This window comes from Deinococcus sp. Marseille-Q6407, assembly GCF_946848805.1.
Classification (GTDB): domain Bacteria; phylum Deinococcota; class Deinococci; order Deinococcales; family Deinococcaceae; genus Deinococcus.
Genome location: NZ_CAMPFU010000002.1, coordinates 327,869 through 341,372 on the forward strand (window position 1 = coordinate 327,869; position 13,504 = coordinate 341,372).

General features: G+C 67.3%; 15 protein-coding genes. 7 read left to right on the forward strand and 8 right to left on the reverse strand.

Annotation, left to right across the window (positions count from 1 at the left end):
• Nucleotides 1-76: 76 nt before the first annotated feature.
• Nucleotides 77-1,381, reverse strand: coding sequence for a DUF4127 family protein (locus tag OCI36_RS03620; RefSeq protein ID WP_261663715.1), 1,305 nt, complete (start codon nt 1,379-1,381; stop codon nt 77-79).
• Nucleotides 1,382-1,513: 132 nt separating this feature from the next.
• A complete protein-coding gene (locus OCI36_RS03625) occupies nt 1,514-1,957 on the reverse strand; it encodes a hypothetical protein (RefSeq protein ID WP_261663716.1) in 444 nt (147 codons plus the stop codon).
• Nucleotides 1,958-2,179: 222 nt separating this feature from the next.
• On the opposite strand from OCI36_RS03625, the gene OCI36_RS03630 reads away from it, so the two are divergent.
• The 5 genes from OCI36_RS03630 (at nt 2,180) to hrpB (ending at nt 7,476) form a co-directional block, all read left to right on the forward strand.
• Nucleotides 2,180-3,136 carry an NAD(P)/FAD-dependent oxidoreductase gene (locus OCI36_RS03630; RefSeq protein WP_315941238.1) on the forward strand — a complete coding sequence of 319 codons (957 nt, stop codon included), beginning with the start codon at nt 2,180-2,182 and terminating at the stop codon, nt 3,134-3,136.
• A 34-nt stretch (nt 3,137-3,170) separates the two neighbouring features.
• Nucleotides 3,171-3,812 (forward strand): tetratricopeptide repeat protein, encoded by a 642-nt coding sequence (locus OCI36_RS03635; RefSeq protein WP_261663717.1) that lies wholly within the window; start codon nt 3,171-3,173, stop codon nt 3,810-3,812.
• A 17-nt stretch (nt 3,813-3,829) separates the two neighbouring features.
• Nucleotides 3,830-4,435: an HAD family hydrolase gene (locus OCI36_RS03640; RefSeq protein ID WP_261664370.1), complete on the forward strand. Its 606-nt coding sequence runs from the start codon at nt 3,830-3,832 to the stop codon at nt 4,433-4,435.
• A gap of 8 nt (nt 4,436-4,443) precedes the next feature.
• Nucleotides 4,444-4,785, forward strand: coding sequence for a hypothetical protein (locus OCI36_RS03645; RefSeq protein ID WP_261663718.1), 342 nt, complete (start codon nt 4,444-4,446; stop codon nt 4,783-4,785).
• A 189-nt stretch (nt 4,786-4,974) separates the two neighbouring features.
• Nucleotides 4,975-7,476 carry an ATP-dependent helicase HrpB gene (gene hrpB, locus OCI36_RS03650; RefSeq protein WP_409996712.1) on the forward strand — a complete coding sequence of 834 codons (2,502 nt, stop codon included), beginning with the start codon at nt 4,975-4,977 and terminating at the stop codon, nt 7,474-7,476.
• Between the two features lie 33 nt (nt 7,477-7,509).
• Here hrpB and OCI36_RS13300 read toward each other — a convergent pair whose 3' ends face one another.
• The 3 genes from OCI36_RS13300 to OCI36_RS03660 form a co-directional block, all read right to left on the reverse strand.
• Nucleotides 7,510-7,914, reverse strand: a complete 405-nt coding sequence (locus OCI36_RS13300) for a hypothetical protein (RefSeq protein ID WP_315941239.1) — start codon at nt 7,912-7,914, stop codon at nt 7,510-7,512.
• Nucleotides 7,915-8,050: 136 nt separating this feature from the next.
• Entirely contained in the window at nt 8,051-8,209 is a 159-nt protein-coding gene (locus tag OCI36_RS13305; RefSeq protein ID WP_315941240.1) for a hypothetical protein, read from the reverse strand.
• A 65-nt stretch (nt 8,210-8,274) separates the two neighbouring features.
• Entirely contained in the window at nt 8,275-9,246 is a 972-nt protein-coding gene (locus OCI36_RS03660; protein WP_261663720.1) for an EamA family transporter, read from the reverse strand.
• A 111-nt stretch (nt 9,247-9,357) separates the two neighbouring features.
• Here OCI36_RS03660 and lepB point away from each other — a divergent pair, with 111 nt between their 5' ends.
• Nucleotides 9,358-10,272, forward strand: coding sequence for a signal peptidase I (gene lepB / locus OCI36_RS03665; RefSeq protein WP_261663721.1), 915 nt, complete (start codon nt 9,358-9,360; stop codon nt 10,270-10,272).
• Between the two features lie 108 nt (nt 10,273-10,380).
• Here the strand turns inward: lepB and OCI36_RS03670 are convergent, their stop codons facing one another.
• The 3 genes from OCI36_RS03670 to OCI36_RS03680 form a co-directional block, all read right to left on the reverse strand.
• On the reverse strand, nt 10,381-10,680 hold the full coding sequence (locus OCI36_RS03670) for a DUF503 domain-containing protein (protein WP_261663722.1): 300 nt from the start codon (nt 10,678-10,680) through the stop codon (nt 10,381-10,383).
• A gap of 4 nt (nt 10,681-10,684) precedes the next feature.
• The gene (locus OCI36_RS03675; RefSeq protein ID WP_261663723.1) at nt 10,685-10,897 is read right to left on the reverse strand and encodes a heavy-metal-associated domain-containing protein; all 213 of its coding nucleotides are present in this window, start codon (nt 10,895-10,897) and stop codon (nt 10,685-10,687) included.
• A gap of 85 nt (nt 10,898-10,982) precedes the next feature.
• Complete coding sequence (locus tag OCI36_RS03680; protein WP_261663724.1) at nt 10,983-11,492, reverse strand: DUF1999 domain-containing protein; 510 nt, start codon at nt 11,490-11,492, stop codon at nt 10,983-10,985.
• Between the two features lie 261 nt (nt 11,493-11,753).
• On the opposite strand from OCI36_RS03680, the gene OCI36_RS03685 reads away from it, so the two are divergent.
• Nucleotides 11,754-13,493, forward strand: a complete 1,740-nt coding sequence (locus OCI36_RS03685; protein WP_261663725.1) for a long-chain-fatty-acid--CoA ligase — start codon at nt 11,754-11,756, stop codon at nt 13,491-13,493.
• The last annotated feature ends 11 nt before the right edge of the window (nt 13,494-13,504 follow it).

Consider the following 13,504-nt stretch of genomic DNA (forward strand, 5'->3'; position numbering starts at 1 on the left):
CCGGGCAGCGCGGCCTGGCAACCGGTCCGGTGAGGCCGATTCCCCTGATTATTCCATCGGCTCCATCCCACCGGCTTTACTCCACAGGGCTGAGGTCGAAATCCCACTCGAACGAGCGGCCCCAGGGCAGGTTGACCTGGTCGAGGCTGTATTCCCCGCCCAGTTGCAGCGGGAAATAGCCGGCGGCCAGCTCCATCAGTTTGGCCTGGGCGGCCGGGGTGTTCATTTCCGCTTCGGGGATGGCGGCCCGCAGCGCGGCGCGCAGGCGAGTGGAGTAGATCAGGTCGTTGGCGTACTCGCGGGCCAGCAGGGCCTGCTGTCGGGCCGGGTCCACGCCGCCGTCCAGCCACAGCTTGGCGTGTGCCAGCGCCGAGCCGAGGTTGTTACCGGGGGTGCCCCAGGCGGCCAGCGCTGTCAGGTTGGCGTCGCGCTTTAGGGTACCCAGGTCCTTCCACAGCCGGGTGTTGCCCATATTGACTTTTTCCACGTCCACCACGGCTACTGGCCCCCGGCGCAGCAGCGAGGAAATGGTCAGCGCCGCCTGGCGCGGGTCGCCGCCGTTAAAGACATAGACGGTCATGTCCGGCGTCTCGCTGCCCTGGGCTAGCCGGAAGCCGGCCGCCCCGGCGTGGTTTTCCACGCTGCGGGTCAGGGGGATGCCCTCATACTTGATGACTTCCTGCGCGGCCTTGGGGTCGGAATACACTGCCTGCAGTGTTTTGGGCGCCGGCGTCAGGGCGCGGGCATTCAGCAGGGCCAGCACCTCGTCGGCGCCGGGGTAGACTTTGACGTTGTCCGGGGCGACCTCGGCGGCGAAAGCGGCCAGTCGGGCGCCCTCGGCAGGGGCGGGGCTCCCGGGCAGGGCGTCGTCCCAGGCGATGTGCAGTTCCTTGAAGACGCCGGCGGCCGCCCAGCGGGTCATCAGCCGGGCCACCTCGAAGTTGCGCTGCCGGTCCACTGCGTCAGGGTGGCGCGGAATGGTGATAAAGGCGTAGATGGGCCGCCCGGTTTCGCGCTGCCACTGCGCCAGCGGCAGCAGCCGGCTGCGAATCCGGGCGGCCGTCTCGGTGCTTTTGCGCGACTGCACCAGCCCGCCGTAAGCCAGCGAATCCAGCGCCACGATCAGCGGTTCGTCGGCACGGCCGGCGCCCTCAGTGCGCAGCCATTCCAGCAGCCGCGCCGGGTCAGCGCCCTGCTGCGCGGTGCCCAGCAGTTCACGCGGCACCACTTTCAGCCCGTCACTTTTCAGGCCGGCAATAGCGGCGGGCAGGCGGCTGGTCGCAGGGCGCGAATCCATCGGAATCAGGGTCTGGGCCTGGGCGGTGCCGGCCAGCAGGGCCAGCCCGGCCGCCAGGGCCGGCAGCGAAAAAAGCTTGGTCATGCTGCTCAGCTTAAAGGGGGCACATGATACACATCTGAAGGGTGTGTCTGAAGGCCCCCAGATGGCAAAGTTCAGCCCCCGCACCAGAGGCCGGGGGCTGAACTGTAGAAATAAAGCAGGACAGGGAAGAGGTTAGTCTTTGACCACGGCGGTGTTCTGGTCACGCAGCCAGAAGTTGCGGCCGCTGCTGTCTTGCAGCCGCACGACCAACTGCACGTTTTCGCCGGGCAGCAGGCCCTCGGCCGGGCCGCTGGCCAGCACGGCGCGGCAGCCGGCGCCGCAGCTGCTGGGCTGCCAGCGGGCGTCGGCCCGCCACACGCCGCCCTGGGTGACCAGATAGACCGAGTGGGCGTTCAGCGGCAGCGAGCTGGCCGAGCTGTGGATTTTGACCTGAGTCGAGAGTTCTTCGCCGTTCAGGGTGGGGCGGGCGTCGGCCGTCAGGGTGCGGCCGGCCAGATTCAGCGAGGTGGGGGCGCGCAGCAGTTCGCCGGCGCTGGGTCCCGCGTTGCCCACCGTGCCGCAGGCGCTCAGCGGAAGTGCGAGCGCAGCGAGAAACAGGGCAGCCTTGGCTTTCATGTGAACCATCTTAGAACAGTCTGGTTAAAATTATCTGACACAGGTCTTGAGTCTTGCGGTTGGCTCCGTTTCTGGTCACAGTGGGGCCGTATATGAGAGCGGACCTTAATGCCGTGCGGGTGACGGCGGCCGGCCCAGGGCGTCACAATTGAACAATGTTTGTTTTGCCCCAGCTCCTGCTTGCCAAGACACGGTCCGGAAAGATGCCGTCTGGAGAGGCTCATGCCTGACCCCGTGCCCGCGCAGGCCGAGCTGGAGCAGGAGGTGTGCCGCACCGCCGAGCAGTACGACGCCGTGATTGTGGGTGCTGGGCCGGCGGGACTGAATGCGGCGCTGGTGCTGGGCGTCTCGCGCCAGCGGGTGCTGCTGCTGGACGGTGGTCCGCCCCGCAACGCGCGGGCACAGGAAGCCCACGGGGTCTTTACCCGGGACGGCATTCGCCCGGTTGAACTCAAGCGAATCGGGCTGGAACAGCTGGTGCCCTATGACGTGACGGTCCGCAGCGAGCCAGCCCGTCAGGTGCGTGAGATCGGTGACGGGTTCGGGGTGCAGCTGGGTACCGAATGGGTGCTGGCCCGCCGGCTGCTGCTGGCGAGTGGCATCCGCGACCTGCTGCCGCGTGTCAGTGGCTTGAAGGAGCGCTGGGGCCGCACCATCCACCACTGTCCCTACTGTGACGGCTGGCCCAACCGGCGCGCGCCGCTGGCGGTGCTGGGCAGCCATCAAGAAGGGCACCATCTGGCCCTCAGCCTGCGTAACTGGACCGAGCACCTGACCCTGCTGACCGACGGCCCCGACGAACTGACTGAGGAGCAGCGCCTGGACCTGCAGCGCCTGGGCATTGCCCTCGACACCCGGCCTATCCTGCGGCTGTCGGGCAAGGACACCGTCACAGTGCATTTTCATGGTGGGGAGACTCTGGAGCTGGAAGGCATTTTCCTGAATCCCACCCAGGACCAGCGCAGCCACCTGCCGGCCCAGCGACAAACTGCGGGTGGTCAACGAGAACGGCATGACCAGCCGCCGGGGCGTGTGGGCGGCCGGCGATATGACCGGTGCCCCACAGTACGTGATGAGCGCGGCGGCCAGCGGCATGGTGGCGGCGGTCAGCCTCAACTCCACCCTGATTCACGAGGACGTGCGCGAGTATGGCGCCGCCTTCCACGAGTCACCGGATGAAGACCCCGGTGTGGGCGAGGCATAAACTGACCCTATGTCCGCCGATTCCATCCAGCAAGCCTGGTCCCTGATAGAAGCTGGAGCCTACGCCCAAGCGGCGGCCCTGCTGGAACCCGACCCTTCGCAGGAGGCGCGGCACGTGCTGGGCTATGCCTACACCTTCGCTGGCCGCTTTGACGAGGCCCGCGCCGTATACCGGGAACTCTGGCAGGCCGCCCAGGGCCAGCCGGACGCGCACCGTTTCTTGCATCAGCTGGGCATGGTGGAGCGTGAAGCCGGCGACCCTGCCGCCGCGCTGGCCCTGTTCGAGCAGGAGCGTGCGCTGCTGGAGCAGGAGGGAGCTGGCGCTCTGGAACTCGCGGTGAACGGGTACGAGCTGGCAGTGTGCCGCCATGCACTGGGGCAGGAGCGCGCTGCACATGCGGCGCTGGCTGAGGCGTTTGCCCAGGCCGTCACTGCCGATGACCCGGCCACACTGGGCTGCCTGTGGCGTGCTGCCGGCGACTTCGCCAGGGCGGAGGACCGCAGCGAAGCGGCCCATGACGCCTACACCAACGCCCGAACCAGTTTCGATGCAGCGAAAGACAGCCGGGCAGTGCAGGAGATAGAGGAACGGCTGTCTGCGTTGGCTGCTGCGGACTCGGCCAGCCCGGAATTACCGGAGGTGCAGCCATAAAAGCCGTCCTGTTCGACCTGGATGGCACCTTGCACGACCGCTCCGCCACGCTGCGGCGCTGGCTGCCGGGCCACCTGCGGCGCTTTGGTTTGCCGCCGGAGTACGGTGCCCGCTTTCTGGAACTGGACGACTTCGGCTACCGCTCCAAGCGCGAGGTCTTTCCCCATCTGGTGCAGGAATTCGGGCTGTCCCAGAGCCCAGGAGAGCTGTTCACCGATTTTGCCGACCTGCCTCGCTGGGCTGTACCTATGCCGTACGCAACCGAAGTGCTATATGAATTAAAAAATAGAGGCGTGAGGCTGGCTCTGGTCACGAACGGCTGGTCGGAGCCTCAGCGCGCAGTTCTGGCTGTTTGTGGGCTGACCGGCTTTTTCGGGAAGATAGTCATCAGCCGGGAAGCTGGCGTGGCCAAACCCGACCCGCACAGCTATCAGCTGGCGCTGGATGCGCTGGGCGTGGCTCCGGCCGAGGCATGGTTCGTGGGCGACTCCCCGCGCAACGACCTCTGGGGACCACAGAGGCTGGGCCTGCGGGCCGCCTGGCTGCCAACCGGGCACCCATTAGGCGGGGAACGGCCGGACGCGACCTTACGGGACCTGCGGGACGTGCTGCACCTGCTTTAATGGCAGGCATGTCCGACGCCCCCAACGATGAGGAACTGCTGCGCGACTTTACCCGGATGGTGCCGGTCGGACGCGCTCTGGACAGCGTGCTGTGGCTGGAAGTCTGCACCGTGACCTGGCCGCTGCCGCACACCCCACAGGCTCGCTGGGAACCGCTCGAAGCGCTGCCGGCCTATGCCACCGCCGACGAGGTGGCCCAGGCCCGCCGCGCCGCGCTGGAGCGGCCCGAGTATTTTCGCCTCTGCCCCCGCTGCGGCCGGCGCATTCCACGCGGGGCGCTGCACGATGAAAGGCAGTGCCAGGGCCACGCCGCGCCGGAGCCGCAGACAACCCCGGACACCGCACCGTAACAGGCCGCCCGGCTGTTCTAGAGCATTTGACAAAAAGCTGGCACCGCTTTTTGACGAGCGAACTGGTACAGCTCGCAGAGAGCGAGTGCAAAACAAAGAGCAAGACGGACTTGCAAAGCTGCGGAGCAGAAAATGGAGCGAGCGGCGGTGCTGTTCCGACGCACGCGTCATTCGGAGAACTGCTCTAGGATGTCCTGCGTGACTGACGCTGTCCCTTCCGCCTCGCTGCCGGCTCTGGCGGCCCTGCCTGAGCTGCGCGCCGCGCTGGCGGCCCATCCCCTGGTGCTGTTGCAGGCGCCTCCCGGCGCGGGCAAATCCACTGGCCTGCCGCTGCAGCTGTTGGATGAACCCTGGCTGGCGGGACAGCAAGTGCTGCTGCTGCAACCGCGCCGGGTGGCGGTGCGCGGGGTGGCGGCGCGGCTGGCAGCCTCGCTGGGCGAAGCGGTCGGGGGGACGGTGGGCAGCCGGGTACGGTTCGAGTCGCACGTTTCGCCGCGTACCCGGCTGGAAGTGATCACCGAGGGCATCCTGACCCGCCGCCTTCAGCGGGACCCGGAACTCAGCGGGGTAGGCCTGGTCATTCTGGACGAGTTCCACGAGCGCAGTCTGAACGCTGACCTGGCCCTGGCCCTGCTGCGCGAGGTGCAAGGTGCGCTGCGCGATGACCTGCGGGTGCTGCTGATGTCGGCCACCCTGGACGAGTCCTTGCCTACCCGGCTGGACGCGCCATTGGTCCGTTCGGAAGGCCGGGCTTATCCGGTGGAGCTGCGTTACGCTGCGCAGGAACTGCTGCCCGGCGGCAACACTGGGCCGGCCGTGGCTGCCGCCGTGCGCCGCGCCCTGGCCGAGGAAAGCGGCGATGTGCTGGCGTTCCTGCCGGGCGTGGGCGAGATCCGGGCAGCTCAAGCGGCCCTCAGCGGGGCGCCCGCGCTGGTGCTGCCGCTCTACGGCGAGCTGTCCCCGGCCGAGCAGAGCCGCGCTGTCTTGCCGGACCCACAGGGCCAGCGGCGGGTGATTCTGGCCACTTCTATTGCAGAAACGTCGCTCACCATTGAAGGGGTGCGGGCCGTGGTGGACAGCGGCCAGCGCCGTTTCCAGGCGTATGACCCGGCGACCGGGCTCAGCGGCCTGCGCACCGGCCGGGTCACCCGCGCCGAAGCCGAGCAGCGGGCCGGCCGGGCCGGGCGCACCGGCCCCGGCGTGGCTTACCGGCTGTGGCCCGAGCGCACCCAGGCGCTGCTGGCCGCGGACCGCCCCCCCGAAATCCTGGCGGCCGACCTGGCCCCGCTGCGGCTGGAGCTGGCCGCCTGGGGCGTGACGGCCCGGACCGGGCTGGAGTGGTTGGATACGCCGCCGGCCCCGGCCTGGGAGGCAGCCGGCGAACTGCTGCGCGGCCTGGGCGCGCTGGACGCTGACGGCCGCCTCACCCCGGCGGGGCAGACCCTGCTGCGCTTTCCCACCCATCCCCGGCTGGCGCACCTGCTGGCCGCCGCGCGCGACCCCGCCCTGGCCGCTGACGTGGCCGCGCTGCTGGAAGAACGCGGTCCCCGGCTGGACGGCGCCGACCTGACCGACCGGGTCCAGGCCCTGCGCCGCGCCCGCGCCGCTGGCCGGCTGGACGCCTGGGCCGGCGCCGAGCGGCTCTCGCGGCAGTGGCGCCGGCTGCTGAACACCTCGGCTGATGATCGCCCGGCCGACCCCTATGCGGTGGGCGGGCTGCTGGCGCTGGCGTATCCCGAGCGAGTGGCGCTGGCCCGGCCGGAAGGCGGGGGCCGCTTCCTGCTGGCCGGCGGGCAGGGCGCCGAGCTGCCGCCGGGTGACGCTCTGGGCGGAGAGGCGGCGCTGGCGGTGGCCCATCTGGACGGCGTGGCCGAGAACCGCCGTGGCCCCGAAGGCCGCATTTTTCTGGCCGCGCCGCTGCACCGCGTGGACCTGGCCGTAGGCGCCGAGTGGCTGCCCCGCACCGAGTGGGACCCCCGCACCGGCCGGCTGCTGGCGCAGGAGGAACTGCGCCGCGGCGCGCTGGTGCTGGACACCCGGCCACTGGCTGTCAGCGACCCGGCCGCTGAAGCGGAGGCAGTGGCGGCCGCCGTCAGCCGCGAGGGATTGCATTTGCTCAGGTTTTCCCCGGCCGCCCAGGCCCTGCGCAGCCGGGTGGGATCGCTGCGGGCCTGGCATCCGGGAGCCGGCTGGCCTGACCTTTCCGACGCGGTGCTGCTGGCGGGCCGGGCCGCCTGGCTGGCCCCTTTCCTGGGCGGCATCCGCAGCCGCGAGGCGATGGGCCGCCTGGACCTGCTGCCGGCTTTGCAGGCACAGCTGCCCTGGCCACTGGCGGCGCAGCTGGACGAACTGGCGCCCACCCATCTCACGGTGCCCAGCGGCAACCGCGTGCGGCTGGAGTATGCCCCGGACGGCAGCCCACCGGTGCTGGCCGTCAAGTTGCAGGAACTGTTCGGCCTCAACGACACACCGACGGTCAACGGCGGCCGGACCCCGGTGCTGCTACACCTGCTGTCGCCGGCCCGCCGCCCGGTGCAGGTGACTCAGGACCTGCGTTCGTTCTGGCAGCACGGCTACTTCGAGGTGCGCCGGGACCTGCGCGGCCGTTACCCCAAGCACCCCTGGCCCGACGACCCGGCCAGCCACGCGCCCACCGCCAAGACCAAACGGGCCCTGGAACGGAAAGGGTAGGGAACGAAAAGGAAAGGGTAGCCGGCGGAAAAGCTAAGCTTTGCGCGCCAAGAACAGAATCCGTTTGAAAGCGTAAAAGATCCGTTCACTCGGAAAAGCCTGCTGGAGCCGTGCCAGATAGGCTGCTTCGAACCGCGCCGCGTCCTCTGCAGACAGGCGCGACAGGTAAGGGACCAGGGCGGTGCCGCGTACCCAGTCCAGCAGCCCCGCTGCCCCATTCAAAATCACCGGATAGATGCGGGCCTGAACAGTCATGTCCGCTGCTCCGAGACCGTCCAGCACTTCGGCGTAGGCTTCGGGAGTCAGCACTGGCGAAGCACCGTAGGCTGTCCCGAAGCGGGTGTAACCGCCCAGCTCGGCACTGAATTCGTCTGCCGTTTCCGAAAGCAGGCGGTGGCTGGCGTGGTCGTGGTTGGCCGGGACCTGCACCGCCAGCACGCCACCGGGGTTCAGGTGGGCCCACAGCCCGGCCAGCAGCGCGGGGTGATCCGCGACTCACTGCAGAGCCGCGTTGGAGTACAGCAGGTCGTACTCTCCCTGCAGACCCTGAATGGCGCCCTGCTCGAACCTGAGATTAGGGGCGCTGGGCCAGGCTCAGGGGCTGCTCTCCCGTACCGCAGCCCAGGTCGGCCACTTGCCGGTAGGCGAGCTCTGGGAGAAGAGCCTGCAGGTCGTGGGCCGGCTGCTCGCGGGCCGCGCGGAACTTGTGGTACTGCTGCGGGTTCCAGGTCATGCCGCCAGGATAGGGAAGGGAAACAGGCCGGTGTACATACTGGAGTAGTAACAACCTACTCCAGTCTATTTTTCTGCGGCTTTCCACGCCTCACGCTTCTCGCGCAGGCTTTGGCGCCAGCGGCGGTGGCGCTTCCAGCGCAGGGTATTGGCACTTTCGCTGGGGTCGGGGCGGTTCTGGTTGGTCAGGGTCATGCCAGCGCTGGCAGTCATCACAAACAGCAGCGCCAGCAACTGCGTCAGCGTCAGCTGCTCATCCAGCAGCAGCAGGCCCGCCATGGCGGCGATGGCCGGCTCCAGGCTGCTCAGCACGCCAAAGACCTTGGCCGGAATAAACTTCATGGCCTGCATTTCCAGGCTGTAGGGAATGGCGCTGCTCAGCAGGGCTACCCCCAGGCCGGCCAGCAGCACGCCCGGCCTGAACAGCGCCGTGCCGCCCCCCACCAGCGCAAAAGGCAGGGTCACGGCAGCGGCCACCCACATGCCGGCCGTCACGCTGAGGGTGCCCGACAGCTCGCGGCTGACCCGGCCCCCGAACACGATATACAGCGCCCAGAAAAACCCGGCCAGCAGCGCAAAAGCCATGCCCAGCGGGTCCAGGCCCTGCATCCCGCCGCTGCCCAGCTGATCCAGGGGCGCCATCAGGGCGATACCGGAAGCGGCCAGCAGCACCCACAGAAAGTCGGCCGGCCGCCGCGAAAGCAGCAGCGAGAGCGTCAGCGGCCCGGTAAATTCAATGGTCACCGCCACGCCCAGCGGCAGCCGGGAGAGCGCCGCGTAGAACACCAAGTTCATCAGGCCCAGTGCCAGGCCGTAAGGCACAATCAGACGCCACTGCGGCCCCGTGATGCGGCGAAAATCGGGCCGGAACAGCAGCGTGAGCAGCGCGGCAGCCAGCACCACCCGCAGTCCGGCCGTGCCCAGTGGCCCCGCCTGCGGAAACAGCCCCTTGGCAATCGCCGCGCCCCCCTGAATGGTCAGCATGCCGGCCAGCAGCATCAAGATAGGCGGAAAGCGGGGCGGGGTCGCAGGCGTCATAACCGCGATGCTAAAGCATTTGCCGCTCGCTTCTCTCTGTCTGCTGGCTGCCTTCTCTTCGGCAGCGGGCCGTGCTTGGTATAAGATGCGGAGCAGTGAAAGAGGCCATGCATGACTGATTCTCAGGGGCCGCCCCCCCAGTCCCCAATATCCCAGTCCCAACCACAATCATCCCAGCCACAGCCGCCCCAGCAGTTTCCTGACAGCGTCACTGGCGAGCGTCATCTCCAGAGCGCGTCTGCTGCACCGGCAACCCGCCGCAGCGGCATGGGACAGTTCTGGAAAGACTGGCTTGAACCCATCGTCTTCGCGCTGCTGATCACCCAGTTCATCGTCACTATGGTGATGGTGGACGGGGTCAGCATGATGCCCAACCTGCGCAACCACGAGCGGGTGATCGTGCCCAAGTACGAAAGCTGGCTGCACCGCGCCGGCATCGGCGAGTTTCACCGCGGTGACATCGTGGTCTTCAAGCCGCCACGGGCCGCTGCGGCAGTGGTGCCTACCCTGAACCGTGACTTTTATGGCCTGTGGAACTACCGCCCCTATCTGGTCAAACGCGTGATCGGCGTGGGCGGTGACCACATCCGCATTCAGGGCGGCGACGTGTGGATTAACGACAAGCCGCTGGACGCCCGTTTTACCACCGCCTACTGGCAGGAGCAGGGCTGCTGGGACCGGGAAAGCTCTATCGCTAATCAGGCCACTTCGTCGCAGCAGGGCATCATGCCCGATCAGCTGGAGCTGACGGTGCCTCAGGGCCAATATTTTGTGATGGGTGACAACCGCTCGGCCAACGGCTCGGAAGACTCGCGGGCCTTTGGCACGGTGCCGCTCAACGATATCGCCGGGCGCGCCGCTTTCGTGGTCTGGCCGCTGCAGCGTCCGGCCAAGTTGAACTATGACTGCGCCAACAACCGCGCCGGCGAGGCCAGCCCCGAGAAGGACTCGGCGCTGCGGACCCTGCCGCCGCCGCCCGCTTTCGGCGAACTCAGCCGCCAGCTGGGCGAGCCGGCCAAGAAGTAGGTCGGGGCAGCCAAGGCTCCGGCTCTCCTGGCAAATGTCAGCCCCCGCTTCAAGGCGGGGGCGTGTTATTGCGGGGGCCGAGTCAGCTGCCTCTCTGGGGCAGAGGGGTTATTCCAGCGGAGTAATCTCTGTCCATTCCTCGGTCACCTGATAATTGCCGGTGGCCACAAAGTCAGCGGCCAGCCGCAGGGTTTCTTCCACCCAGGCGTAATCGTTGCTGACCGTCACCACGGCGATCACCTCCCAGTCGTGGGCGTCCAGACCGTCCAGCCGGGCCGCCGTGACCGGAAAGCGCACTTTCAGTTTCTCCACCACCGGCTTGACCAGCGAGCGTTTTTCCTTGAGCGACCGGACCCAGGGCATCTCCAGCCGCAGGGTCAGGGTGCCCACGTATCCCAGGACACTCACAGGCTTACAGCATGCCGGCCAGGAAGCCCTGCGAGCGCACCTGCCGCACCAGATCCATCACGGTGTAGAGGCTGGGGTCGTAATGCACTTCAATCTGACCGGTGTCGGGAGCGGCTTTGCTGATACCGGGCAGCGACAGCAGGTGCGCGGCGACGCGTTCTCCGGCTTCGCGGTCCATACCGCGCACGCCCAGTAGGACTCGGGTGGGGTTCGTCATGGCTGCAGTATAAGAGGTGGGGTCTGGCGGGAGTCTGTCATTTCGCTGCTGCCTGCCCGGGGGCAGGGCCGCACAGCCGAGCGATTCAGCCGGGCAGCGCCGTTTCCTCGCGGCTGCCCAGGTAACGCACCCCGTAGTCGCCCAGCCGCCGCACGTCGCCGAGGTCGTCTGCCAGGTCCCAGCTGCGGTGAGGGATGAAATGCACCTCATAAACGGCGGTGTCGTAGGCGCTCTTGAACAGGGCGCGCAGCAGGCCGTGGTAAATCTCGCGGCGCATCTCGCCGGGCAGGGCCGGGTCGGTCAGCAGGGTGCGGACCAGCACGATGGGCTTGTCACCCTGCCAGACACTCTGGGCCAGCACCATGCCGGCCAGCTGGCCTTCACGCAGCGCGGCGAAGGAGTGCCCGGTGCGGTCGTAGAACTTCAGGGCGCCCAGGCTGGTGCTGAGCCGGCCTTCGCGTTCGCGGTCGGACCGAGCATCGAAGCCGGGGTCCAGTTCGCGCTGCGCGGCCAGGTCCAGGGCCGCCAGGGCGTCGTAATCTTCGGGAAGCAGCAGCCGGTAGGCGGCCACGGGAGCAGGAGCAGTATCGGACATCCCACGAGAGTAGACCATTCGGGCCGGCCGCGCAGCCGCCTGCTGGGGCGGGGGACAGCTGCCTCTGGGCAGCACCGGGCCAGCACGTTAAACTGACGATTTGTCAAATCTGGGATTGTGATTATACTGAGTTCAAAGAGAACTTTAGACAGCCGTGCTCAGGCGGGTAGCAGCCCCTAGCGCTGCCGGCGTAGCACTGGAAATGCTGTGCGGGACTGTGGTTTTTCTGCAGGCCGGTATTTCCCGAAAGGAAAAGATTTCATGACGCAAGATCACGCCCAGACCTATCTGTCCCGCCCCTGGACCGCTCTGTATGAACAGGGTGTTCCGCATGATTTCACCCCTTCCAACCGCGTGCTGACCGACCTACTGCGTGACAACGCCCGTGATTTCGGTGAGCGCCCGGCCGTGTCTTTTCTGGGCGCCACACTGTCCTACGCTCAGCTGTGGCAGCAGACACAGCAGCTGGCGACCGCCCTGCAAAAGTCCGGCGTCAAGCCTGGCGACCGCGTAGCGGTCATGCTGCCCAACCTGCCGCAGTTCATGGTGTCTTTTTATGGCACGCTGCTGGCCGGTGCCGTAGTGGTGAACACCAGTCCGCTGTACGTGGCAGACGAGCTCAAGCACCAGCTGGTCGACAGCGGCGCTACCACCTTGATCATTCTGGATTCACTGCTGCCACGCTACCTCGAAGTGCGCTTCGAGGTGCCGGTGGGCCGCGTGTTCGTGGCCCGCGTGCAGGACGCCCTGCCGTTCCCCAAGAACCTGCTGTTTCCCGTCAAGCAGGTGATTGACAAGGAATACGTGCCGATTCACTGGACCGATAAAATTCTGCCGCTCAAGGGCGTGATTGATTCCCAGCAGCCTACTCCGGCCCCGGTCACCCTGCGCCCCGACGACACCGCGCTGCTGCAGTACACCGGCGGCACCACCGGCGTGCCCAAGGGCGCCATGCTGACCCACCGCAACATGCTTTCCAACGCCGAGCAGGCTTGGTCGTGGCTGAGCGACCTGAAAAAAGGCGAGGAAATCGGTCTGGCGGCCATTCCTTACTTCCACGTTTACGGCATGACCGCTTCCATGAACCTGAACGTCTTGGGCGCCGGCCACACCGTGATGATTCCCAACCCGCGCGACCTGAAGATGGTGCTTTCAGAAATTGACCGGGTCAAGCCGACCCTTTTCCCGGCGGTACCCACCCTTTACAACGCCATCAACCACCACCCCGACACCCCCAAGCACGACCTCACTTCCATCCGCGCCTGCATCAGCGGCAGCGCACCCTTGCCGCTGGAAACGGCCCGTACTTTCAAGCAGATCACCCGCGGCGCCAACCTGGTCGAAGGGTACGGCCTGACCGAATCCAGCCCCATCACCCACGTCAACCCGGTCAACAGCGAACAGCGCGAAGGCTCCATCGGTCTGCCGCTGCCGGGTGTGGACGCCATCTTGATGGATGAAGACGGTCACGCCGTGGCGCAGGGCGAAGTGGGCGAGCTGTGGGTCAGCGGCCCGATGGTGATGAAAGGCTACTGGCAGCGCCCCGACGAATCGGCCAAGGCGCTGCGTGAATACCAGGGCAAGACCTGGCTGCTGACCGGCGACATGGCCCGCATGGACGAGGACGGCTTCTTCTACGTGGTGGACCGCAAGAAGGACCTGATTATCGCCAGCGGTTACAACATCTACCCCCGCGAGGTAGAAGAGGTGCTCTACGCCCACCCGGCCGCGCTGGAAGCGGCCGTGGTCGGTGTGCCCGACGAGTACCGCGGCGAAACGGTACATGCCGTGGTGGCCTTTAAAGAGGGCCAGAGCGCCACCGAGAAGGACCTGATCAAGTACTGCCGCCAGCACCTCAGCCCCTACAAGGCTCCCCGCTCGATCGAAATTCGCAGCGAGCTGCCCAAGACGGCCGTGGGCAAGATCCTGCGCCGGCAGCTGCGCGAAGAGAGCATTGCTGCCCGCCAGGCCGCAGCCGCTCAGGCGGCCCAGAAGAAATAACCTGCGACCTG

What these genes read in the sequence shown, in the direction of transcription:
- OCI36_RS13305 (WP_315941240.1), bottom strand. Translation starts at nt 8,209, where the DNA reads ATGACCTGGAACCCGCAGCAGTACCACAAGTTCCGCGCGGCCCGCGAG.
- OCI36_RS03645 (WP_261663718.1), top strand. Translation starts at nt 4,444, where the DNA reads ATGTCCGACGCCCCCAACGATGAGGAACTGCTGCGCGACTTTACCCGG.
- OCI36_RS03620 (WP_261663715.1), bottom strand. Translation starts at nt 1,381, where the DNA reads ATGACCAAGCTTTTTTCGCTGCCGGCCCTGGCGGCCGGGCTGGCCCTG.
- OCI36_RS03680 (WP_261663724.1), bottom strand. Translation starts at nt 11,492, where the DNA reads ATGTCCGATACTGCTCCTGCTCCCGTGGCCGCCTACCGGCTGCTGCTT.
- OCI36_RS03630 (WP_315941238.1), top strand. Translation starts at nt 2,180, where the DNA reads ATGCCTGACCCCGTGCCCGCGCAGGCCGAGCTGGAGCAGGAGGTGTGC.
- lepB (WP_261663721.1), top strand. Translation starts at nt 9,358, where the DNA reads ATGACTGATTCTCAGGGGCCGCCCCCCCAGTCCCCAATATCCCAGTCC.
- OCI36_RS03675 (WP_261663723.1), bottom strand. Translation starts at nt 10,897, where the DNA reads ATGACGAACCCCACCCGAGTCCTACTGGGCGTGCGCGGTATGGACCGC.
- OCI36_RS03635 (WP_261663717.1), top strand. Translation starts at nt 3,171, where the DNA reads ATGTCCGCCGATTCCATCCAGCAAGCCTGGTCCCTGATAGAAGCTGGA.
- OCI36_RS03625 (WP_261663716.1), bottom strand. Translation starts at nt 1,957, where the DNA reads ATGAAAGCCAAGGCTGCCCTGTTTCTCGCTGCGCTCGCACTTCCGCTG.
- OCI36_RS03660 (WP_261663720.1), bottom strand. Translation starts at nt 9,246, where the DNA reads ATGACGCCTGCGACCCCGCCCCGCTTTCCGCCTATCTTGATGCTGCTG.
- hrpB (WP_409996712.1), top strand. Translation starts at nt 4,975, where the DNA reads ATGTCCTGCGTGACTGACGCTGTCCCTTCCGCCTCGCTGCCGGCTCTG.
- OCI36_RS03685 (WP_261663725.1), top strand. Translation starts at nt 11,754, where the DNA reads ATGACGCAAGATCACGCCCAGACCTATCTGTCCCGCCCCTGGACCGCT.